Origin of the sequence: Paraglaciecola chathamensis S18K6 (assembly GCA_000314955.1) — a bacterium.
In the GTDB taxonomy this organism is placed as follows: Bacteria; Pseudomonadota; Gammaproteobacteria; order Enterobacterales; family Alteromonadaceae; genus Paraglaciecola; species Paraglaciecola chathamensis.
In genome coordinates this window covers 20335-44046 of the sequence record BAEM01000040.1, presented here as the reverse complement: position 1 = coordinate 44046, position 23712 = coordinate 20335, and the positions used below count along the sequence as shown (strand labels likewise).

Here is a 23712-nt window from a genome sequence, read left to right as displayed (position 1 = left end):
GCAGGCCCTTATACGGCCAAGAATGAAGACTGTTTATTGAATGAATCCTCGTTATCTTACCAAGCGCTCTAGATCACTAGTCTGTCGTTCTTAATCAATGAACTGCAAGTATCACGCCTGATTTTAAAAACAATCTGCATGATGTTTCGATATACACAATTGAAAGAAGGTTTATGGTGTGGGTGCGAGGTATAAACCCAAGGATGACTTGGTCACCCTTGAGATTGCTGGATAATTTTGCGTAAAGTAGGCTGCGTCACGTCTAGCAACTTAGCTTTGTGCTGCTGACTTACGTCTTGTTGAATAACAATTTGATGCAATGTTGCCTCGATGCTTGGCCATAGGACGCTATGCGTCTCGGTATCAAGCATACTTACAAGCAAATGATTGCAACGCTCAGTCAATGGAAATAATTCATCATGACTGAAATCTTGTTTGTTGAGCTTAGCGTAACGTCTGCGAATGGTGGATTCGGATTGACCTAGCTGCTGAGCAACTTGATATAAGCTCCCCCATTTTAAAACACATTGATTTAACCATTGCTTTTCTAACCAATTACTCACGGATAAGACCTTGGTTTGTTGCTTTGCCAGTGCAACGACCTCCGCTAGCAGCTCAGCAATCTGCACCAACTCCTCGCTTTGAGGTTCGCTTACGTCATTGGTGTTAGTCGATGCTATTGATGCTACATTAGGTTTAATCGGCACCACATTATCATCTGATTGTTCTTGTAAAATAAGGTGTTCGGGCTCTATATATGCCCCTGAACACAGGATCACCGCGCGCATCATACAGTTGCGTAATTCGCGCACGTTTCCGGGCCAATGATAATCCCCTAGCTTATCCAGAGACGCGTTGGAAAAATCGGTAATATCTTTATTATATTGGCAAGCAAATTTTTGAACAAAATGCCGAGCGAGCAATAGAGGGTCGTCTCCCCGCTCATTCAACGCAGGCAGATTTAAAGTAAATACATTGATTCGATAGTATAAATCAGCCCGAAAACGCCCTTGTGCTACTTCATCTGGTAAGTTTCTGTTAGTCGCCAAAACCAAGCGTACATCCACTTTTCGCACCCGTTGGTCACCCACAGCAACGAAGGTTTTTTCTTGCACAAAACGCAGTAACTTTGATTGAATATCCAGTGGTAACTCGCCTACTTCATCTAAAAACAAAGTACCGCCGTCCGCTTGCGCAATTTTACCCGGTTGGTCACTGGTTGCTCCAGTGAATGCGCCGCGCCTGTGCCCAAACAACTCGCTTTCAATCAAGTGCTCGACAATCGTTGAGCAATCAACCGTAATGAATGGTTTATCTGGATGTAAGCTGTGATTGTGAAGCTGCTGAGCAATCACTTCTTTACCTGTTCCTGACTCACCTATGATCAGCACAGATGCATCCGTTGGAGCCACTAGCTGTACTTGTTGCATTAACGTACGCATAGCGGGTGATTCAAACAGCAATTCATGTTCACCTGATTGTTCTTTATCAACGCCGACACGTCTATTTTCATCTTGCTCCAGCAACATAATGCGATCGATTGCCGCCGCTAAGTTTGGGGTCACTTGTTCAAGTTGTTCAGCGCACTTTCTGGCACTTTCTTGAGCAGATGTTTCCCAACATACCAAAAGAAAACCAACACAACGACTGCGCGTGACTAAAGGAATGACCACATAATGAAAAGAACTAAGCGCAGCCGTTGGCTGCACTAACTTACTCCCGTTAGGGGCCAGTTTAATATGCGTTTTGGCCCACTGATGAATGGTATCTTCATCAATATCTGCGCTGGTTAAGCGAGATGACAAACAATTAAAGTGCGCACCTTGCTGCATATACAAGCCGCTAAATTTACTCTGTAGCCCTGTTGCTAACAACTGGCATACTTGCGACGAAAATGTTTGCAAAGAATGTGTGTTGCCGATGAGACGGATAATATCCCACTGGAGATTCATTAACCTGAAATCGTCACTGGGCGCTTGCGAAAACTTACCGCTCATACGGTCAAGATTGGCCAAGATATTAGCATCAAACTGAGGCTGCCAACTGACTAGCTTCCCGCCTCCAATGCTACGGGCAGCTTGAAGAGCGGCATTGGCTCGCCTGAATAATTCCAGTGGTGATTGTTCGCCCAAAAGCTCTTCAGAGTCCAATGTTGCAAGTCCAAAACTAAAAGCAAGATTCAGTTTCTTTTTTGAAAAAGCCTGACTTCGCAGCTTCTGTAACATGCGTGACGCGAGAATCTGGCCTTGCTGTTCATTAGTTTCGGGTAAATGAGCAGCAAAAACCGCTCCGCTATAACGACTGGCAAAATCATCTGTTCGAAGTACCTGGGACATGCATTGCATTATCTCTTCAAGCACTTGGTCGCCGACTTCTCGCCCATGTACTCGGTTTAATTCGGCAAAGTCATCCGGATTAACCAGCAACAAGGTAACGGGTGTGCTTTGCTCACTTAATTGTTCAACCCATTCGTGACTCTGCCACTGAGCAACTTGGCGCAAAATGAGCAAACTTTCATCATTAGGAAGCGGCCCTGCGACTCCATCGACCATCAATACGGTTTTATCTAGCTGAATAGGAAAAGGGGGAAGCCTAGTCATGGAGTGAGTATGACTTAAGTCCGCTAAAATTTGCTGCATTCGCGCCTTCGCCGTACTCGAAGGTATAGGTAAACTGGTTTGCCAGCTTTGTCCATTAGCTGAAAGACCCTTAGTACCCATTTTCAACATTAGCTCTTGGTTAATGTGCTTAATCGTGCCGTCAGCGCTTAACGTCAGCGACAAATTCCCCAAGCAATCCGATAACAACGCTAACTTATGCTCAACGTACACCTTGTCTTGGTGGATATTAGCTTGCTGCTTCAATTGGCTTAGCATCATAGTTAACACACCAGCGGCACGCCAATCAACGAAGTGATGCCCAGGGATTAGCTGATTATTTTGTAAGTGAAACGTATTTTCGATCAGCCAATGCACAGGTTGTTCTAACAAAGCGTATTCTTCTGTCAGGTTTAGCGCATCTTCTTGCGAGTCGCATGCGACTAAAAGCGCGCCACCTGAACTTTGCACCGCTTTATCATTGTCCGCTAGTGCCGAGCTCAATAGCACAATATCGAATTGAAATTCAGTCGCGGCAACGTATTGCTGTAACTCAGTCACAAGCGGGGTATTGAGCTTTTCAACATACAACCTAATACACTCAATATCCTCAACGAGGGCGGGGAAAACAGGAGAGCTTTGCATCATAATGCTGGCATCAAATGGTTAAAGTCTTGGTTAAGCAACGGCGAAATATATTCCGCTGCAACGGGGCGTGAAAATAAGTAACCTTGCAATAGTAATTGGTTGGTATTTTTCAAAATGGCAATCTGACTTCCATACTCAATCCCCTCAGCAATCACCCCAAGCTTCAAACTTTCTGCCAACGCGAGTATCGCCTCGACTATCGCTAAGTCATCAGGAGCAGAATTGACATCACACATAAAGGAGCGGTCAATTTTAAGTATGTCGATAGGAAAACGTTTCAAGTAACTTAACGAAGAGTATCCTGTACCAAAATCATCTACGGCGAGAGAAACCCCTAACGCTTTTAATTCAATCAGGCGCGCTATATTTTCTTCTGCATCACTCATGATCACCGACTCTGTCAGCTCTAGCTCTAGTAATTCAGGCGCCAGTCCACATTGTTGCAATACGTCTGCTACGACTTGGGTAAAATCTAATTGCCTAAACTGATGAGCCGAAACATTAATTGCCATACGTACAGGGTTTCCTTCATCAAACCATTGCTTCGCTTGATAACATCCCCGCTCTAACACCAAACGGCCTAACTCATTTATCAGACCCGTTTCTTCTGCGATAGGAATAAATTCATCCGGTGGGATAATCCCTCCTTTGGCAGGAAGCCAACGCACTAATGCTTCAACGCCTACTATGCGCCCTGACTGGGCACAAATCTGTGGTTGATAAAAGGGTACAATCTCGTCGCTCTTTAGCGCTCTGCGCAAATCTTGCTCTAACTGCAAACGTGCTGCTGCTTTAGCATTCATCGAGTCTTGATAAAACTTATAACAACAACGCCCAGACTGTTTAGCAAAGTACATGGCAGTATCGGCATTTTTGAGCAAGGTTTCGGCGTTGTCCCCATCATTGGGGAACATTGAAATCCCAATACTTGGGGTTACCACAACTTCAAACTGCTCTAGTTGAAATGGGGTACTAAAGCTACGTATTACGCGCTCTGCCACCAGCATGGCTTCGTTAGGATCGTTCAGGCGGCTTAAAAATATGGTAAATTCGTCCCCGCCAAAACTCGACAATTGCGGCTCTTGGCTAGATTGTTCTGAACCTACACGGGCAAAGGTGTCGCTGTCACGTAAATTAGCCTGTAAACGATGTGCCACCTTGCGTAACAGTTTATCGCCGTAACTATGCCCCATGGTGTCGTTGATGCGTTTAAAACGATCAAGGTCGATAAACAGCATCGCCGCTTGATAGTTGTTGCGCTCGGCCATGGCTAAAAACCGCTGTAGATCCTGCATCAAATATTGGCGATTAGGCAACCCAGTTAACGAGTCATAAAATGCCAATTGATGAAGCTCTTGTTGCTGAGTGACTAAATCGGCGAACGCCTGACTGGCACGCAAAATATACTTAACTCGCTCGCCTAAAATAGGCCATTTAATGGGTTTAGCGATAAAGTCTGTTGCGCCTACTGCATAGGATTTATGAATGGATTCCAGATCGTCTGAACCCGTTACCATTATGACCGGAATATGTTTACCTTTCTCATGACCACGAATATGTTCACATACCTCAAAGCCATTCATCTTGGGCATCGACACATCGAGCAAAAGTAGCGCTGGTGAATGCTTTTCAAACTGCTCTATTGCCCGCTGCCCATTTTCAGCTTCGATGACCTCAATACTGTCGCTGGCTAGCGTTTCTTTCATTAAAATACGCGCCGTCAAATCGTCATCACAAACGAGAATTTTAACTTTTATGTCATCCGACATGTCTGAATGTCTCCAATTTCTCGCTGCAAGTCGTAAACGCCAACTGAATACGCTGAACTAAAGAATGAATATTATCACTCTGAGTATTCTTCATTTTTTCCTCTAGCTCCCTACACAATTCGTATAAGGCTTTTGCTCCAGAGTTCCCAGACATCGACTTAAGCGCATGCGCTGTTTCGCCAATCGTTAAGAAATCAAGCGGCTCTTGCTGTACTTGCTCAACCAACTGAGAAACGAGTTTTTCAGCTTCTTGCTTGAATGCATCGAGTACGCGCTCAAACACCGGGTTGCCTGTATCTTGAGAAATCTTGCGCAAGGTTTCGACTGTTGACATATCCAATAGACTGTCTTGCTCATCGGTCTCTAGCTCATTTGAAGCTTGCAGTGGCGCGACATCAAGTCCCGATGTTTGCTCATGACTTTGCTCTTGCTGATTCACCTTAAACTCGTCGCCATTGCTTTGAACAGATGAAGTTTGATCCGAGGCAGCCGGTGACTCAATAACATCACTAGATTTCTGCCCGTTAGGTACAGGCAAAAAGCGCAGCAATGTCTGCTCTAACTCTTGCAACGAGAAGGGTTTAGACATGACTTCATTCATGCCTGCGTCCAGACATTGCTGGCGTAAATTGTCACCCATGCCTGCGGTCAACGCCACTATGGGAAGATCTGGCCAATTTTTACGGATTGCTCTGGTCGCCGCGTAGCCATCCATAACCGGCATTTGACAGTCCATTAACACTAAGTCAGGCCGCTGTAGGTTGATTTGCTCAACCGCTTCAGCACCATTGTCAGCAAGCCAAGCTTCACATCCTAAGAGCCCTAGCATGCTTTTGGCAACTTCCTGGTTGGTAAGACTATCTTCTGCTACTAGTATGTTTGCCTCAAAACGCTGGTGATTTCGAAGGTCGTCATCTAGGCGCTTTTGTTCTTCATTTTCAATGCCCAACGCGCGACTTATGCTGTTATGTAAGCCACTAAAGTGCACAGGCAATGGCAATATGTTACGTGTGTCATTCTCCTGCCATTGTGAAGTGGGGAGTAAACAGATCCAGTTCGACAAGGGTATCCCTGCATCTAGCAAGGTACGCTCGTATTCTGCATGACTGATCCATAAGCCGTTTTTAGCACTGGCTAATTCAGATTTAACACGCTGCACGTGTACTGCTTTTACCTTTAATTTTCCGAGCATAATCTCGATTGATTGACCTAAGCCCCCCGTTAGGTTGACCAAGTGCACCGTCGGGCAATTAACAATCGATTCGAGTTGCTGCAGTGGCTTTTCCGTCAGGGGTAGATCGACTTCCAGACTAAAGCGACTGCCTTCACCAATATTAGACTGTAAACCTAAGTTACCTCCCATCAGGGCAGTTAATTGCTTACATATGGCTAAACCGAGCCCTGTGCCACCGTATTTTCGCGTGGTTGATGCATCTGCCTGAGTGAACATCTCAAACACCTTCTGCTGACGATCTGGCGCCATACCAATCCCTGTATCCTGAACGCAGAAAACAAAACCGCTATGTTGAACATCGGTATCATTCCCGCCTGAATCAATATTGTGACATTCGACGCGCTTTATGTTGACGTTCACTTCCCCGCGCTCAGTGAATTTAATCGCGTTGCTGGTTAAGTTAGCGATGATCTGACGTAACCTAGCGGGATCTGCGTATACTTGTGGCAAAGGCTCAGGCGACAAAATGGCATTAATATTAAGGCCTTTGTTATAAGCTGCTTCACTAAACAGATCCGTCACCTCCTCGATTAACGCTTCTAAATCGACTGGAACAGACTCTAATGTCGCTTTACCTGCCTCTAGTTTTGAGAAATCCAAAATGTTGTTAAGTAAATCCAGCAGTAATCTGCCTGAGCGATAAACCAATTGCGCAAAATGCTGTTGTTTCGGCTTCAGATCAGAACTTAGCAGCACCTCCGTCATGCCCAGCACCCCGTTCATTGGGGTGCGGATTTCGTGACTCATAATGGCTAAGAAGTCGCTTTTTTCTTTACTCGCTTGTTCGGCTAACCTGCGGGCTTTTTCTGTTTCTTCCATGGCGTGTTCAAGCTGAGTATTGGCATGGCGTAGCTCTTTCGTACGCTCTTCTACCTTTTCTTCGAGTTCAATTAGCTGTTGCATCTCACGCTTACGTTTTTGACGATATCGCCAGATAATATTCAGCATAATCAGTAAAACAATGAGACTGTAAAGTGCATAGGCCCATAGGGTTTTCCATGGAGGCGGTAATACATTAATGGGCAACGAAACACCTTGGGTATTCCATAGACCTTGATTGTTACTGGCTTGCACTTTCAGTACATAATCTCCAGCGGGTAGATTGGTAAACGTCGCCAGACGCCTATGCTCTAATTCAATCCAGTTTGGGTCCAGCCCTTCTAGCTTGTAACGATATTGGTTTAAACCTGGAGCATTAAAATCAAGTGCTGCAAATTCAAAGGAAATAAAATAATCTTTGTAATCAAGCTCTAAGCCTTGCAAACGTTGGTAAGACACATCAAACCACACCTGCTCATTTAACTTTTTAATGCGTACCAATGCCACGGGCGGAACCACGTCACTGTCTTTAATATCGTCAGGGTGGAAACGCACAACACCTGCATTACCGCCAAAGTACATCACGCCTTGGCTGTCCTTAAAACCAGCACCAAAATTAAACTCGCTGTCTTTTAAGCCTTGGGAAGTATCAAAATGACGGACGTGTCCTGTATCTGGGTTCAAACGTGTCAAACCCGCTGTGCTGCTAAGCCATAAATGTTCTTTGTCGTCTTCTAAAATTGCGTAAATATGGCTACTGGGTAAGCCACTGAAACTATCGTAACGGGTAAAATGATTGTTCAGCGATGCCGTATCTTGAGCAGACCACTTATTGAGTCCACCACCTTGGGTCCCCACCCATAACTGCGCTTTGGGGTCTTGATAAAATGCCCATGCCATCGGGGCAGACAAACTATCAAAATTATCAGGCTGATGTTCTATATGATCGAAATCAAGCGTGACTGGATCTAACACATTAATGCCCGCCACCGTCCCGACAATTATCGTTCCATCAAGTAACTGATACACAGCGAGCACTCTATCGCTGTTTAAGCTTCTTGGATTGTTTTCATCAGCTCGATAGTGAACAAACTCAGTACTTCCTGCGGGCAAGTAATTCAAGCCACCACCGAACGTACCGACCCATATGTTGCCCGCGCTGTCAGGGAATACACTAGTAACACCGTTAAAGCTTAAGCTCGAGGGATCGTCTGCGTTGTGGACAAACATCTCGATTTTCATCGTATCCACATTAAGTCGCCCTAAACCACTTCCTCGAGTGCCGAACCAAAGTAAGTTGTTATCACCACGTACGGTCATAACCCTGGCATCTTGCAGCGCTGGCTCACTGCTTTTATTAATGACAGTAGTCACTTCCCCAGCGGTGTTAAGACGGGTTAAACCACCATAACTTGCTACCCAAATGGCCCGTTCTGCAGTGGATGATTTTGTCTCTGCAAAACCAAGTACAACCTTACTAGCGAGGCCGCTATCGATATGCTCAAACGGTACTTCAATGTTCTTAGTAATACCATTATAGGTACCAAACCACATCAGACCTGAAGGGTCTTGCAAAATCGACAACACTTTATTATCGCTCAAGCCATCTTCTGTATTGTAGGTTGTGAATTTATTTCGTCCGTTCCAAAGACTCGCCCCCGCTTCGGTACCTAACCAAATACGTTGCTTCTGATCTTGATAAATAGTGTGAACTAAATCAGCCGCGATACTGTTAGGCTGATTTTCATTGTGCTGCCAAGTCGTAAACTTCAACCGCTGGGGGTCTAACATACTTATCCCCGCATCGTGACTCGTGAGCCACAAACGTTGTTGTACGTCGATAAATAGCTGGGTAATTCGATCGCTAAATAGAGGTTTATTGGAACCTATATGTAGGCGGGTGAGTGTATTGGTTTGCTTGTCGAGCTTAAGTAAACCATTGCCGTCAGTCGCTAGCCAAATACACTGGCCGTCTTCAATGATCGCTGTGATTGCCGCATCTTTTTCTAGCCCAGGTAGAAGTTGACGAGTATCGAAATGCTCAAACGACATATCGTCTGGATTAAAACGACTAAAGTTGCCATTTCGATAACCTAACCAAATGTAATTTTCAGAATCTAGATAAAGTGACTGCTGCCTGTTTGACGTAGGTGTATTCGATGAATCTTTTGTGGCTTTCCAATGAGAAAAGGTTTGTTTTGCTGAGTTAAAAAGGTTTAATCCGCCTCCATCCGTGGCGATCCATAAGCGTTGTTCATTATCTTCAAGTATCGCGCGAACATTATCTGAACTAAGGCTATCTGTCTTACGTGGATCATGCACAAAGCTAAGAAGTTGATAGCCATCATAGCGACTCACCCCTTCTTGGGTGACTACCCATATATAACCGGTCGAGTCTTGATATATCTGACGTACTGTTTTTTGTGTTAATTGCTGACTTAACTCGGCAGGAGTGAAGCTGAAATTCGGATTATCAGCACTATTCGCATTAAGGCTAAATGCGAGAAAAAATACTAACCCATAAATCCCTATCTTAAACATGTTCGAATTACGTCTTATTCTTTTTTTAAAAATAGACTAACCCAAACCCTGAAAAATGCCAACAATCAACGGGGGTTACAAACTCTTTTCCACCAATATGTAACGACATTCACGCTAAAAAAAAGCCCCTTACCTAATGAACTTTTGTTCATCAAGGTAAGGGGCCTCTCCTCATTCTATGTTTATTCTTGAAGCATGAAGTTCTCTTGGTTCATATGAGCTTCTTCCCACATGAAGGCTTCTTCCCACATGAAGGCTTCTTCCCACATGAAGGCTTCTTCCCACATGAAGGCCTCTTCCCACATGAAGGCTTCTTCCCACATGAAGGCTTCTTCCCACATGAAGGCCTCTTCCCACATGAAGGCCTCTTCCCACATGAAGGCTTCTTCCCACACTGCAAACTCAAAGCCTTTTATGTAGTAGTTGCCGTTCTCGTCTTTACGCGCAGCCCCCATGTAATGTTGCTCACCACTTAGGTCTGCGGCGATATCCATACCATTGTTCGCACAACCCGATTCACTTGATTCCACGGCTTTTACCGCATTTACGCTGCCCGAACCTTGCTGAAATGGGCTATAAGCGAGTTTTCCGTTAACCTGTGCCATGGTGGTACTGCTCATCAAACGGCACTTAACGTCATTTGCGCTTAAGCTTGGATCGTTCTGCAGCATCAGAGCGACAACACCACTGACCACACCTGAAGCTTGAGATGTGCCTGACATAATAAAACGGTCTTTCCCTACCATGTACTGAGGAAACTTGCTTGGTACATACATGTCTTCATTCGCTAAACTGAACATGTGCCCACCAGGCGCAACCATATCGGGTTTGATGAACGCTTCGTGAGTAGGCCCCTGAGAAGAGAATGATAGTAAGGTATCATCGTTCGGGTTATCTTGAGTGTAGTTATCACTAATAGCGCCGACACTAATAACGTAAGGTACATTAGCGGGCACGCCAATGGTCATTGCACTTGGGCCAGTGTTACCGGCAGAGGTAACCACTACAACATCTTGTTCCCATAGCGCCATAACAGCTTGGTTAATTGGGTCATCCCAGTAGTTAGAGCGAGGAGGTGCACCAAACGATAAGTTCACCACCCGTATATTCAAGGCTTCGTGATTATCCGCGATGTACTGCAATGCGCGTAACGCATCTAGGTATGTGCTATGGCCATCTTCATAAAAGGCTTTTACTACAACGAGGTTAGCATCTGGGGCAACACCTTGATAATAGCTACGCATTTGCCCATCAACAACAGCACGATCGCTATTGGCAATAATGCCAGTAATATGAGTACCGTGACTGTTTTCATCAGTCATATTACTGATTTTCACCTCAGTATCTTCAAGCGCGTCATAAGCGGCTGAAATACGAGAGCGATTGGCAGTATTCTTATTCAGTGCACTGTGCGCTGCCCAAAGCCCGCTATCAATAACAGCTACCGTTACATCTTTACCTGTAATGCCATTGTCATGCAGCTCATCAGCACCTATGTTGTTTACGTAATAACTATTACTATCTTCGCTATTAGCTTGAGTGTCATATCCTTTTACTAAGCTTCGATCGCACCCTTGGGCAAACTCAACATCCATTGAGAAGTCGCCTTGATTATAGTTATCTGCGCCATAACGGGTAAATGACACCTCAACAGTAGCACTTTCGTAGGCATCTAAATTGGCATAACGCTTTAAGGCATTCGCATCCAGTGTTAACTCGCCATTTTGGCGACCAAATAGACTCCAATATACCAATCTTCCATTAAATGTTACTGAACGAACGTTACCTAAGCGCTCAGGCCAAGTGAAGGTCATCTCCTCAGCGTTCGCGTGCATATCCTTTGCGTTGTATAAATTCCAGCGGATTTTGTTTGCTGTTAAATCAACTACATGGCTTCCGTAAACAGAACAGTGATCAAGTGCGCTTGAAGTAAAAACCGCATCATTTTTGGTAATTTTAATAAGACTACTTGGTAGTTTCTGCAAAATTGCCAGTTGTAGATCACTGACTCTAACACCAATCCCTCCCACCAACGGCAGTTCATGGGTCACCAAGCCACCCACTTTTTCAATCAATTCACGCAAGACTTTTATCTCGCCGCCTTGAATTAATATTTCATTATCCATTTTCAATATGCTGTCGACTACAGGCACATCAGGTAAACCTAACGACGTCGTCAGCTCAGAGACATCTGCGGTTGTCACCACCTGAGTTAAGTTAAGCCCAAGCAATCCATTACTCGATGCAAGCGTAGGCAGAGCGGTTAAGCTCATCACACCTGCAACTAGCATTGCGCCTTTCTTATTCAATTTTAGTTTCATGTAAAATCACCCTTCATTAAACGTCGCTCGATATCGGTGCTAAGCAGCAAACCTGATACGCACACTGTGTAAGCGAGTTAAAGCAACTAACAAGCCAATTTGCAAACCACTGTTTTTACTGAAGTTTAATTTTAAGTGAAAATACTGAATGCACTTAACTGAAAATTTTGAGTGATGAATATGATTGCAATTATACTTTTGGTTGCAGTCATTATTTTCAAATTAGTGAAGGGGTTAGTATTTGTAAGGAGAGTCATACATCAAAGATACTTGCTAGGAATAACTCACTCCTTTCTTTGTTCAGCGGTAAACCTAAATAGTTGCCTTGCAAGCGCTCTAAATTGAATTGTTGGCATTGCAGTAGTTGCTCTTTCGTTTCAATTCCCTCTGCGACAACAACAAAGTCTAAGGTTTTGAGCATAAGTGCAAGGGCTTTAAATATTCGCTGATGTTTGTCTGAACTTTCATTAGAGGTTTGCATGCTCTTGTCTAATTTAACAATATCAATAGGGTACTCCATTAAATGCGATACTGAAGAGAAACCCATACCGAAGTCATCAAGGGCTATCTTAAACCCTCGCCCAGACAAAACGCGTAATATATCAGTTACCTTCTTATTATCTTTAATCAGTGCTGTTTCTGTAATTTCTAATATAACGCTATTTGCTGATAACGAGAGCCTTTCTAGGGTATGTGATAAATAAGGCAACAGATCGCTGTCATGAAGCTGTACTGCAGAAATATTCACCGACATCGTGAGTGCCGTATTAAATTGACGATGCCATTGAGATAACTGATTAAACGCAGTCGTAATGACCCATTCCCCGATGCGATTTATCAGCTTACTTTGTTCTGCCACGGGAATGAACTCCTCTGGCGTGAAGTGAGGCTCCATTTCCGGCCAGCGAATAAGCGCTTCAAAACCTAACAAGGATTTATCTTTAGCTGAAAACAAAGGTTGATAAAGCAATCTAAACAAGGCGTTTTCTAACACACCAATCAGTTCGTTCTGAATTAAAAAACGCTGGTTAAACTCGGTTTGATAATAAGATTCATAAAAGCTCACCCCATTTTTGCCATTTTGTTTCGCCCGGTACATCGCAATATCCGCGCATTTAAGCAAGGTTTGCGCATTAACCGAGTCATCAGGGCACAGGGCTACACCGATGCTCACACCGCAGTGCACCTCCTTATCGTCAATGTTAAATGCGACGTTAAACGAATCGAGGATACGATTAGCAATGCGGCTGATTTCATCTCCAGACATTATATTGCCTAAAATAATGGCAAATTCATCCCCGCCCAGCCGGGCAAAACCTTCGTTGTTGCGCAAACACTTACGTATTCTTTTAACGGACTGCTGCAGCACTTTGTCACCCGCTGCATGGCCCATGGTGTCGTTAATATGTTTAAAGTTATCTAAATCTAACGCGAGCAATGCAACCTTGCTCGTCACGCGCTTGTTACTTGCAATCAATATTTTTAAGGTTTCTTCAAAGTGATAACGATTAGACAGGCCAGTAAGCGGGTCTTTTTCGGCCATTCTCTTAACGGCCAAATAACTTTTATGCATACGCTGTTCTATTTCAAAGCGCTTATTCGCAAACAAAATTGCCTTTTCGAGTTTGCTTAGGGTAATTTCATTTTTTGCTAAAAAGTCTTGAGCTCCTGCCTCTATACAGTCCAGCGCTAACGAAGGCTCGTCATATGCACTGATCATGACAATCGCAGTATTTCCCATATCTGGTTTAGCGCGCATGTCACTCACCATCTCAATACCGTCAACTTCTGGCATTCTGTAATCAAGTAAAATGACATCAAATTGGCTGGAACTTAAAAGGCTCATTCCTTGGGCGGCTGACGTAGCTTCTTGAACCTCATGGTGGGAGTCGCTAGATGCACAAAGTGTTCGCTTTACCACTTTCCGGTCAACGACATCATCATCTACTATCAAAACTTTCATTGCACCATCCAAATAAGCTCGCACGTTGAATAAATTCAATACACCTTAATACTAGGAAGGCGGTATTTTACTAATATGAATAATGTAGCATTGGCTACACTATTTAGGTTTAGGCCAAAAAACGGTAAAAGTCGTACCGTTTACGCCATCAGAGGCTATTTCTATTCTTCCGCCAAACTGATTTACGTACTTTTTTACCACAGCTAACCCAATTCCACTGGCTTCTAGCTCGTCTCGGGATTTAAGCGTTTGAAATAACTGAAAAATACGCTCGAAGTATTTTTCCTCAATACCAGGACCGTTGTCGCTAATACTGATTTCATAGCAAAATTCGCTTACCTTGCACTCGACGACTACTTTGCCCATGTCTTTGTCATTGTGCTTAACCGCATTGCCAACTAGATTGAGCATAACGGTCTTAAACGGAACGCTTGGCACCACTAACTCTGCTGGGGCCACGTTAATTTCAAATCCTTCTGGTAAGTCCAATAACGGGTTTAAATCTGAAATTAACTTTGCCAATTCGATACGCGTGACGGTTCTGTCCTCTCTACCAATCTTAGCAAACGTCAGTAGGTCTTCTAACAACGACTGCATTCTATTCGCTCGGCTTACCACTAAACGTAAGTTTTCCAGGGACTCTTCAGGTAATATATGTTGGCAGTCTTCTTCGATCCAGCCGAGCAGTCGCCGAATAGCATCCAAAGGTGCTTTCAAATCATGAGACGCAATCTTGGTAAAGTCATCTAAATCATTGTTCGCTTCTTTTAACTGCCGAATAAGGCTTTCACGTTCTGTTATGTCTCTGCGTATACATAGAATATAAGGTACCCCGCCGCCATCCTCGAATCGCCGTTTTACCGTTTCATATACCATGATACTCCCGTCAGCTGCGGTAATATCTTCAGTTGTCACACTTTGGCCGTGATATAAGGCGATTTTATCTTGCTCCAGCGATGCTGCGGTAGTAACAGACTGATACACAGGTGATGAATGGTCTTGTTGGCTTATACAACTGGCAGCTTGCGGGTAAGCATTTAAAAACGCTTCATTGGCATAAACAATTCTAAAGTCGGTGTCCTTCACAAAAATCCAGTCTCGGTTGTGTTTCGAGATAAGAAGATGTAATTCCCGCGATTTTGCTGCTGCGATCAAATGCTTATGTTGCAAAAGATGGTTACCGATATCCCGCTGAAGCACGGTAATAATCGCTTGCTCTTTAGGCGTTAAGTTAGCACCCTCGCCTCGGTAAAACTCGAGATAACCAAATACCAAACCTGATGGTAAAACGATAGGTGAGATATGACGAAGTAAGCTTTCGTCATATGGGTGTGGAATATGCGCAAGCTTATTCAACGATTTACTACTGTGCGCTAATGCCACTAATTCTTTCTTGCTAATAACCTGTTGCTGAATTGCTTGATTCATTTCCCCCTTTTGAGAAACTAAAAACATTTTTTCGTCATAACAACAAAATAGGCGACAAAATTGGGCGTCAAAGATGGGTAACACTAATTCACAAATACTGTCTAGGTTTAGTTGAATTCCTTCATCTAGGTTCAGTAGTTTGTCATGTATATTGGCTAAGTTGGGCTGGCCAACATAACTGTTGATATCAGGCATGGGCGCTCCTTTCCCTAGTTTCAGTTAGACTTAATAATCGCCTGAATCGTTTCATCAAGACACAACTCGGTTATTTCCCCTTTGACCAAGTAGCGCGACACAAACTCGTATTTCAGCGCTCGCTCTTTGTCTTCTGAACGTTCAGATGAAGAATACATAGCCACAACGCATGAGCCAAAATCAAACTGCTTACGAATTTTGGCAAACTCATCGAGAAAATCAAACCCATTCACTTTAGGCATATTGATATCGAGAAAAATAATAATCGGCGGAAATTTACCTGGGAATAGCTGGTAGTTACTATCGTAGTCTTTCAAATAGGCTAGTGCGCTAGAGCCATCATCTTTTTCCTCAATATTTTGTACGCCTAACGCTGTTAGTTGCCGTCTAAGAATATACCGGTCCAACTCACTGTCATCCACGATCAGTACATTAATGTTCTTCATTGAATTTCTCCTTAGGCAAGGTGATCGTAAACACTGTGCCTAGCGCTGACGATTTCATATCAATTTGTCCCTTTAAAAAACTCACATGTTTTTTGACAATGGCTAATCCTAAACCTGAACCTGAACTAATTGCTGGGTGAAAACGTTTAAACATATGAAACACTTCATCATGACGATTAGCGGGAATGCCCAAACCATTGTCCTCTACAACGAGCTGATAACTGTCTTGCACCTCTGTAAGAGTCACATTGACAAAGGGTGTTTCTTTTTTAGCGTTATCTTTATATTTATCAGAATTAGAGAGCAGGTTTTCCAATATCTGAACAATACGCACTTTTTCACTTTTAAATTCACTTTTAATATCAGTAGTGCAGCGGATGAACCCGCTCGCTATACTTTGCGGCTCCAGTAGACGCAACCGGATTTCATCTATAATGGTCTCTAAATGAATGCTCTCCACCTTTTCATCAGTAACATCGGCTTCTGTCAGAGATAAAATTCCCACTACCAATTTTTCTAATTTTTCCATCTGACCATAAATTTTATTCGCGTCGTTGGCGGCACTTTTAAGATTTCCGCTTTCTATGTCTTCAATAATAAATTGAGTGAGTAACTTTGATGACGTTAATGGAGATTTTAAGTCGTGGGATGCACGGTAGGCGAACTGCGCGAGCTCTTCGTTTGCTCGAGTTAAACTTTGAGTTCTTTGTTCTACCAAGGTTTCTAATTTTTGATTAATTTCACTGACCAATATCTCATGGGCTAATCGTTCTTGAGCCACATTCAATAGGGTTTTCAACTCCCCTGACACATTTGAATCAATATCATCAATTAAGCTTTTTTCACGTTTACCATTTTTCAACAAACGGATCGTATTGCGGATAGAGCCTGAAATATTTTTCGACATATACGAAATGAATAATATATTGAATAGCGATATAGCCACCAAAAATGGGATGGCTACCCGCATGATGAATGCAACAGTATCCGTGATCGGTTTTTCAAATAAAGCTGAGTTTTGATTAAATACTCTTGCTGATTGTCTAAGTTGGGCAATCAGGATTTCTCGACTTATTTCCCCAGCCTCATAACTGGCCAGTGTCAGAAGTATGTTATTGGCATCGTCAATATCTTTACGGCAAATATCTACCGCATGAAAAGTATTAATTTGCTTCATAACGAAAACATTCAACCAATTGACCGTTTCAACACATTCAATGGGCTGTTGGCGCATGTTAATAATAACGTTCTGCAACGCTGAAACATCTTTTGATGCACTTGCCTCAAACTCAGCGATAACATCAGAATATTGGACTATGTATTTAAAATGCAGTGAATTGAGCTGATGGAATTTCGCCCCTTTTGAGATCTCAACTACCGCCAGTAAGGTTATGGAAATTTCGAATACCGTCAGCATCACAATAAGCATCAACTTACTTGATATTTTCATTGCTATCTCGCTATGCGAAAAAATGGAGAGTTTAATATCTAATTATCAAGTATTTAGTGCAATTTGCCTTTAAACTTTAGTCGTGTTTTTAAGCAACGCATTTCATCACTTCAGTTCATTAGCCCCCTATAACCTCCCCCTCCACAAACCAATAGTTTTGCTTACCAAGTATCTTTCGCACTAAAGAACGACGAAGACTTTTCAATCACCTCAGCATTTTGTTTATCTATAACCGAAAACGTTATCAACGTTTTTAGCTCTTCTGGAGCGTGCTGTGCAACAACCGTAATATGATTTATTGTTTGCTCAGCAGGCAAAATGGCATACTCAAACTGCCCATGAATTGTAAAGTTTTGGCTATCTTCAATATTGATAGAGTAATGCTGCACCTGTTGTGTTTTGTTGATTATTTTCAGCACAAAGGTATTTTCTACCTGTCCTTGAGTGTTGATTCGATAGAGCGCCTGGCGGTCGCGGATAATGCTAACATCGAAATTATCTCGCTGATAAACCCACGCAGCGATAAAAAAGAAACATAATAAGGATGCAAGCCCATAGCCTAAGTGTGCAGACCACTGACGTTTAATTACATGCTTAGCCGTGTATTTAATCAGACCTTGCGGATAATTAAATTTTTGCATGACGTCATTACAAGCATCTGCGCACAATCCACAATTGATGCATTCGTACTGTAAACCTTGGCGTATATCGATCCCCACTGGGCACACATCAACGCACAACCCGCAATCAACACAATCTCCCAACTCTGTCGATTTCTGCGCCTTTATTTTGCGTGGCCCTCGATTTTCGCCACGGGTGTGGTCATAGGTCATAAGCGATGTACTATTGTTAAACATGACAGATTGAAAACGTGCATATGGACAAATATGCAGACACATTTTCTCTTTTATCCAGCCGCCATTGATATACGTACAAGCGGCAAAAAAGTATACCCACCCCTGCACAACAGCAGATGCCTGAAAGGTGAATACAGAAGAATACAGCTGTGATACCGGTACGAAGTACGACATAAATACCAGCGCAGTGAGCAATGAAATACTCAACCAAATCCCGTGTTTCACTGTTTTCTTAAGGATCTTTGTGGGCCCTATGTCGGCTTTATCCAACGCTTGGCTTTGTCTATAACTGCCCTCTACCCTGCGTTCAACCCAGTTAAACATAAGCATCCAAATCGTCTGAGGACAGGTATATCCACACCAAACGCGCCCATATAAGCGTGTGATATAAAACAATAAAAATGCAGCCAAAATAAAAATAAGACTGAATATAAACATATCCTGAGGAAATAACGTGATACCAAACAAGGTCAGTTTTTGCTCTGCGATATTAAAAAGAATCGCTTGCTGACCATGATATTGAACCCAAGGGAGCAGTATAAAGCCACTCACTAGCACCCAACTAAGGTAACGACGAATACGTTGAAAGTAGCCTTTCTGTTCTCGTATATAAATTTTTCCATCTAGCTGAGACGTTTGAAAAATAACAGATTGTTTAGACGTTAAAGGCTGACTCACGGGCGTTTCCACATGCACTTTTTATGTGGGGCGCATCTTATTCACTCCCTTTTGTCATTCATATATACAAAAATATAAATTAATATAGGGACAGATTTATAATGGGGCACAGCATGAGTCAGTTTAAATACAGTAGAATAGCGGCTGAGTTAAAAAACAAGATTCTATCGAATGTATGGTGTGCAGATGAGCGCTTACCTTCTATTCGTAAGTTAAGCAATGAATATCAGGTTTCCAAAATCTCGATTCAAAATGCAATGCATAAGCTTGAAGCGAATGGCCTTATTAAAGCGCGCTCTCGTTCGGGGTACTATGTCGTCGCTCAAGAAAAGAAAACTCTCCCCCCAAACAACACAAAACAAAACGCACCTAGTTTAGTCACTATGCCTGATATATTTCATGAAATTATGGCCCGTTCTGCTGCGTTCGATATATATCCAGAGGGGAAGGTCAGAGAACCCTCTTCACATATTCAAACTCTTAATCGTCATATTAACCGTGCTATGCGCCAACAAGCGGCGCGCAACGCGCTTTATTATGGTACTCCAGAAGGAGATTTCATCCTCAGAAAGCAATTAAGCAAACACTATCGAAGCCGTGATTTATCAATCTCAGCTGACGATATCTGCATTACTTCAGGATGCCAAAACAGTTTATTTTTGGCTCTAAGCAGTTGTTGCCAACCAGGCGATACCGTAGCAATTGAAAGCCCTTCGTTTTACGGAATTCTGCAGTTGTTACAGATATTAAAGCTCAATGTGATCGAAATTCCTGCCTCTTTTAGTGACGGATTACCAACTCAAGCGCTAGAAAAAGCGGCACAGCAATGGCACATAAAGGCGTGTATTGTGACGCCGAATTTTGCGACTCCCACCGGTGCCTGTATGCCTCAAAGCGAGAAGTTAGCCTTGTGTCACTTAGCCCACAAATACGCATTTACAATTATCGAAGATGATATCTACGGGGATTTGGGTTTTCACTTTAACACTCAGCCATTAAAAAGTGTTGATCACCACCACAATGTCATTCTATGCAGTTCGTTTTCTAAGTCACTATCTCGTGATCTACGCACAGGTTGGATAATGGGAGGCAAACACCATAAAGCGATTGTGCATTTGTCGATGGTGAATAACTTAGCCAATAACCAAGCTATTCAGCAAGGTTTAGCAGGCTTTATAAGTGAAGGACACTTCAGGCGCCACTTGATGCAATATCGCCAAACATTGGAAAAACAACAGAACGAATTAATTAATGTTTTACGGGAAAATTGGTCTGTTCCCTTCACATACACCACCCCAAGTGGGGGGTTAGCGCTAATGGTGACATTTGAGCAAAAAGTGAATTGTATAAGCGTTTACCAAGAAGCCATAAAAGAAGGCATCATTCCCGCCCCTGGTAGCCTATTTTCTACACATAACGCCTTTAGACACAGTATGCGGCTCAGTTTTGTGCATGAGATCAGCGGAAAACGCCTTATAGCGATTAAGCGTTTAGGGCAGTTGATACAGGCCCACGTCTAATTCTGACGAGTAGATTGCCCGTTAGCGCCAGCGTATGTTGTTGATATCTGTGATAGAACTAACCAGAGTCAGTTGCCCTGACTGAATGAGCTGTTCGGTTTTATCCACCACAGCGGAAAAGACATCTTGCTCGTCACACGTTAGGTCTAATAAGCCGACCCAGGTGTTACGGCTAGATTTCTTAGCGGCGTAAAGGCACAAGTCAGCCACATCTATCGTTCGCTCCCAGTTCAAGGCAGTTGGTTGATTGGACAGCAATGGAAATACACTAAAACCAATCGAACACGTCACGTTAATTGCCACATTGTCTTCAATGTTAAACCGATGAGCTTGAATAGAGCATCGTAGCCGCTCTGCTAGTGTCTCGGCACTACTTCGGTCAACAAAACGTGCGACAATAAGAAATTCCTCACCGCCCCAACGCAGTAAATAATCGGTATCACGAAATACAGTCTCCAAGATAGACTTTACGGCTACAAGGACTGCATCTCCGGCGCTGTGCCCATACCTATCATTGACTTGCTTAAAGTGGTCTAAATCCATTAAAAAGAAAATTAAATCTGCATCTTTAGACACTAGTTGAGACTGATTCAATGAACGCTCTTGATGCTTGGCAAGAATTATCTCCACATCGTTGTTCAAGTGCTGTGTTAAATAACGACGATTTTTAAGCCCAGTAAGAGGATCTGTAAAGCTGATTTGTTCTAACTTTTCATTGACCAAACGCAGATCGGTCGTACGCTCTTCTACCTTTTCTTCCAAGTCAATTAAATGCTGTGACGCACGTTGTCGTTTAAGGCGATAGCGCCGGATAACATCAAGCACAATGACAATCAAAAGAATTGCGTAAAGGCTATACGCCCACCAAGTTCGCCATGGGGGAGGCAATACTCGAAGCGGCAGTGCGACCCCTTCGGAATTCCACAAGCCTAAATGATTACTCGCTTGCACATTAAGAACATACTTGCCCGGTGGTAGGTTAGTGAAAGAAGCTAACCGAGCGTGCCCTAGTTCAACCCAGTTAGGATCTAACCCTTCTAATTTGTAGCGGTATTCATTAAGTTCAGGAGCATTAAAATCCAGTGCCGCAAATTCAAAAGAGATATAGTAATCCAGATAATCGAGCACAATTTCATGCTGCTCTTGGTATTGTATATCTACCCCCACTTCTTCATTTAGCTTTTTAATACGCACTAACACCACAGGCGGGACCGTCTTGCTGTCTTTTATCTCATTTGGTTGAAAGCGCACAAAGCCGAAATTTCCGCCAAAATACATAACACCTTGACTATCAGTAAAGCCTGCACCGAAATTAAACTCGCTGTCGTTTAAGCCTTGCGATGAATCGAAATGGCGAATTTTTCCAGTCGCTGGATTAAAACGTGATAAACCAGCAGTGCTACTTAACCATAAATTGTCCATTTCATCTGCTTGAATGGAATAGATGTGACTACTAGGTAATCCGTTCGCACTGTTGTAGCGACTAAAATGGTTATTTAGTGCGTTAAGATCTTTCTTACGCCACTGATTCAGACCGCCACCTTGCGTACCAACCCATAGTTGCTCAGCATCATCTTGATAAAATGCCCATGCCATCGGTGCTGATAGACTATCAAAATTATCTGGTTCATGTTCGATGCGGTCGAAATCAGACGAAGTAGGATTGAAGATATTTATTCCTTTTATCGTGCCGATAATAATTCTACCGTCAAGTAATTCGGATATCGCAACAACCCGATCATGATTTAAACTTCTAAGGTCACCCTGCTGCTCTCTAAAATGGACAAAGCCATTACCGTTATGCTTTAACAAGTTAAGCCCACCACCAAAGGTGCCAACCCATAGATTTTCATCTTGATCTAGGTGAATACTTGTAACACCGTTAAAGCTAAGGCTTTTAGGTTTATTTGGGTCATGAACCAAATAATCGACTTCCATATTATCAACGTTTAATCGCCCAAGGCCTCCGCCTCTGGTGCCAAACCACAAAATGTTATTGTCACCACTTACCGTCATGACTCTCGTGTCATTCAAGGCTGGTTCACTATGAGCATTTAATACGTTTTGAACCCGACCCGCACTGTCTAGCTGAGTTAAGCCGTCATACCCAGCGACCCAAATTGTTCGCTCGCCTTTACTTGATGTAGTTTCAGCGAAACCTAATACAATCTTGCTCGCAAGACCCTTATCAATTTTTTCAAAAGGGACTTCTATGCCTTTGGTAATACCACTGTAGGTGCCTAACCACATTATTCCTGAAGGGTCCTGAAGTATTGAGAGTATTTTATTGTCACTCACACCTTTATTTTTTTTAAATGTGGTAAAGCTGCCGTTTTCGTCGAAAAGACTGAGGCCACCTTCTGTACCGAACCATAATCGTTGATGGTGATCTTGATAAACCGTATGAACCAAATCAGAAGCAATACTGCGATTTTGCCGCGGATCGTGCCGCCATGTGGGGAAAGGCTTTTTTTCTACATCAAAAATACTGATGCCAGCATCATAACTCGTCAACCAAATACGCTTTTGGGTATCAATAAAAACCTCGGTAAGCCTATCACTAAACAAAGGGGATACACCTCCCTTGAAATAACGCTTGAGTTGATAAGTATCTTTATTAAATTGTAAAAGCCCATTTCCATCCGTTGCTAGCCAAATATAATGTTTATCTTCTGCAATAGAGGTGACGAATGCATTTTTCGTCAGTTCAGGTAGCAATTCGCGCGTGTTAAAGTGTTCAAACTTCATATCATTTTGCTTCAAACGACTAAAGCTACCGTTGTTATAGCCTAACCAAATTGTTCCATCGCTTGCCAAATACATGCTTCGAATTTGATCTGAAATAATAGATTGAGATTTTTCACCACCTGCGCGCCATTTAGTGAATGTTTGGCTTAACGGTTCAAAACGATTTAATCCTCCCCCATCAGTGGCTATCCATAAGCGCTTTTGATTATCTTCTAGTATTGAACGGACATTATCTGAACTGATTGAATCGGGATCTCGGGGATCGTGCACAAATTTAAGCAGTTGATACCCATCATATCGGCTAAGCCCTTCTTGGGTAACAAACCACAAATACCCAGTGCTATCTTGATATACTTGGCGGACCGTTTTTTGCGAGAGTTGTTTACTAAAGTTGGCTGGCGTAAAACTAAAGAAAGTCCTTTCACTTGCGCTAATGCTAATATTGAAAAAGACGGATAGTACGACCCAAATCATTCCGTTTTTGAACATAAATTTATC

The 23712-nt window shown here is 43.0% G+C and carries 11 protein-coding genes; 1 reads left to right on the top strand and 10 read right to left on the bottom strand.

Going from position 1 to position 23712, the window contains the following annotated elements; all coding sequences use genetic code 11:
* Positions 1-212: 212 nt before the first annotated feature.
* The 9 genes from GCHA_RS14600 to ccoG form a co-directional block, all read right to left on the bottom strand.
* Positions 213-3245 (bottom strand): sigma 54-interacting transcriptional regulator, encoded by a 3033-nt coding sequence (locus GCHA_RS14600; RefSeq protein WP_007989521.1) that lies wholly within the window; start codon positions 3243-3245, stop codon positions 213-215.
* Positions 3242-5014, bottom strand: a complete 1773-nt coding sequence (locus tag GCHA_RS14595; RefSeq protein ID WP_007989520.1) for a two-component system response regulator — start codon at positions 5012-5014, stop codon at positions 3242-3244. Before GCHA_RS14595 ends, GCHA_RS14600 begins: the two co-directional genes overlap by 4 nt.
* The gene (locus tag GCHA_RS14590) at positions 5004-9608 is read right to left on the bottom strand and encodes a hybrid sensor histidine kinase/response regulator (protein ID WP_007989519.1); all 4605 of its coding nucleotides are present in this window, start codon (positions 9606-9608) and stop codon (positions 5004-5006) included. Before GCHA_RS14590 ends, GCHA_RS14595 begins: the two co-directional genes overlap by 11 nt.
* A 182-nt stretch (positions 9609-9790) precedes the next feature.
* The gene (locus tag GCHA_RS14585; RefSeq protein ID WP_007989518.1) at positions 9791-11929 is read right to left on the bottom strand and encodes a S8 family peptidase; all 2139 of its coding nucleotides are present in this window, start codon (positions 11927-11929) and stop codon (positions 9791-9793) included.
* 253 nt (positions 11930-12182) lie between these two features.
* The gene (locus GCHA_RS14580; protein WP_007989517.1) at positions 12183-13892 is read right to left on the bottom strand and encodes a two-component system response regulator; all 1710 of its coding nucleotides are present in this window, start codon (positions 13890-13892) and stop codon (positions 12183-12185) included.
* 99 nt (positions 13893-13991) lie between these two features.
* Entirely contained in the window at positions 13992-15515 is a 1524-nt protein-coding gene (locus GCHA_RS14575) for a sensor histidine kinase (protein ID WP_007989516.1), read from the bottom strand.
* A gap of 20 nt (positions 15516-15535) precedes the next feature.
* Positions 15536-15961, bottom strand: coding sequence for a response regulator (locus GCHA_RS14570; RefSeq protein WP_007989515.1), 426 nt, complete (start codon positions 15959-15961; stop codon positions 15536-15538).
* Positions 15948-17411 (bottom strand): sensor histidine kinase, encoded by a 1464-nt coding sequence (locus GCHA_RS14565; RefSeq protein WP_007989513.1) that lies wholly within the window; start codon positions 17409-17411, stop codon positions 15948-15950. The genes GCHA_RS14570 and GCHA_RS14565 overlap by 14 nt, the downstream gene beginning before the upstream one ends.
* Positions 17412-17572: 161 nt before the next feature.
* A complete protein-coding gene (gene ccoG / locus GCHA_RS14560; RefSeq protein ID WP_153810715.1) occupies positions 17573-18946 on the bottom strand; it encodes a cytochrome c oxidase accessory protein CcoG in 1374 nt (457 codons plus the stop codon).
* A gap of 113 nt (positions 18947-19059) precedes the next feature.
* On the opposite strand from ccoG, the gene GCHA_RS14555 reads away from it, so the two are divergent.
* Entirely contained in the window at positions 19060-20466 is a 1407-nt protein-coding gene (locus tag GCHA_RS14555; RefSeq protein WP_272996255.1) for an aminotransferase-like domain-containing protein, read from the top strand.
* Between the two features lie 21 nt (positions 20467-20487).
* On the opposite strand, the gene GCHA_RS14550 is transcribed toward GCHA_RS14555, so the two are convergent.
* Entirely contained in the window at positions 20488-23703 is a 3216-nt protein-coding gene (locus GCHA_RS14550) for a two-component regulator propeller domain-containing protein (RefSeq protein ID WP_007989508.1), read from the bottom strand.
* Positions 23704-23712: the final 9 nt, after the last annotated feature.

Coding starts and splice junctions, on each gene's coding strand:
- GCHA_RS14600 (WP_007989521.1), bottom strand. CDS start 3,245: ATGATGCAAAGCTCTCCTGTTTTCCCCGCCCTCGTTGAGGATATTGAG.
- GCHA_RS14595 (WP_007989520.1), bottom strand. CDS start 5,014: ATGTCGGATGACATAAAAGTTAAAATTCTCGTTTGTGATGACGATTTG.
- GCHA_RS14590 (WP_007989519.1), bottom strand. CDS start 9,608: ATGTTTAAGATAGGGATTTATGGGTTAGTATTTTTTCTCGCATTTAGC.
- GCHA_RS14585 (WP_007989518.1), bottom strand. CDS start 11,929: ATGAAACTAAAATTGAATAAGAAAGGCGCAATGCTAGTTGCAGGTGTG.
- GCHA_RS14580 (WP_007989517.1), bottom strand. CDS start 13,892: ATGAAAGTTTTGATAGTAGATGATGATGTCGTTGACCGGAAAGTGGTA.
- GCHA_RS14575 (WP_007989516.1), bottom strand. CDS start 15,515: ATGCCTGATATCAACAGTTATGTTGGCCAGCCCAACTTAGCCAATATA.
- GCHA_RS14570 (WP_007989515.1), bottom strand. CDS start 15,961: ATGAAGAACATTAATGTACTGATCGTGGATGACAGTGAGTTGGACCGG.
- GCHA_RS14565 (WP_007989513.1), bottom strand. CDS start 17,411: ATGAAAATATCAAGTAAGTTGATGCTTATTGTGATGCTGACGGTATTC.
- GCHA_RS14555 (WP_272996255.1), top strand. CDS start 19,060: ATGAGTCAGTTTAAATACAGTAGAATAGCGGCTGAGTTAAAAAACAAG.
- GCHA_RS14550 (WP_007989508.1), bottom strand. CDS start 23,703: ATGTTCAAAAACGGAATGATTTGGGTCGTACTATCCGTCTTTTTCAAT.